Source organism: Morganella psychrotolerans, from assembly GCF_965118875.1.
In the GTDB taxonomy this organism is placed as follows: Bacteria; Pseudomonadota; Gammaproteobacteria; order Enterobacterales; family Enterobacteriaceae; genus Morganella; species Morganella psychrotolerans_C.
This window is the reverse complement of record NZ_CBCPJD010000066.1, coordinates 1-644: the sequence shown is the minus strand read 5'-3', so window position 1 is coordinate 644 and position 644 is coordinate 1. Positions and strand designations below refer to the sequence as shown.

2 protein-coding genes are annotated in these 644 nt (G+C 40.1%); both read right to left on the bottom strand.

What is annotated here, in order from left to right:
• On the bottom strand, positions 1-198 hold a 198-nt coding region (locus tag ACMHKJ_RS19345), incomplete at its 3' end, for a hypothetical protein (protein WP_413496480.1).
• A 19-nt stretch (positions 199-217) separates the two neighbouring features.
• Positions 218-644, bottom strand: a 427-nt coding sequence (locus ACMHKJ_RS19340) for a phage tail tip fiber protein (protein WP_413496478.1), incomplete at its 5' end; no start/stop codon positions are given.

Here is a 644-nt window from a genome sequence, read left to right as displayed (position 1 = left end):
GCCCTGCATTTCTGATCTATGGGTAACTATCGGGACAGCTATTATTTTCTCACCACCTTTCAGATACCTGCTGTCGAATGTCATACTTGTTTTTGAAAAATCAACTTGTTCAGAGTGAATGACAAACGCAAGAGAATCTATAATATTGTCTATTTCACCAGTATCATGATAGACATTAAAAACCGGATTTTTAGCCATATGGTTTCCTGTAATTTCATTATTTTAATGCTATTTCAATTTTGAGATTCCCGCGCTCATCCCGTAAATAAAGACCAGTTCCATCAAATGTCAGCCCTCCGCCGGTTTCATTTGAATTCATTTCAAATTTATTTTTTTTAGCGTCAAGAATGAATCCTTGTTTGCCAGGCACGTAGTTCTCGGACTGCATTTTGTCCGTGACCACAACATCATTCAGCCAGGCTTTATTGATAAAGGCTTCATTCATGAAAATCTGGCCGTCCTTCATGTACATGAACAAATCCATCTTTCCGTTTACCGGGTTATAAAAGGCGAATTGCTGCGCATTAAAGCCCATAATGGTATCGACTTTACCGCCCTTCAGCTCCGCACCAATTACCATTCCTGCATCATAATTCACCCCGTCATACACAATACTGACCAGTGACTTCCAGATTGCCGATGCA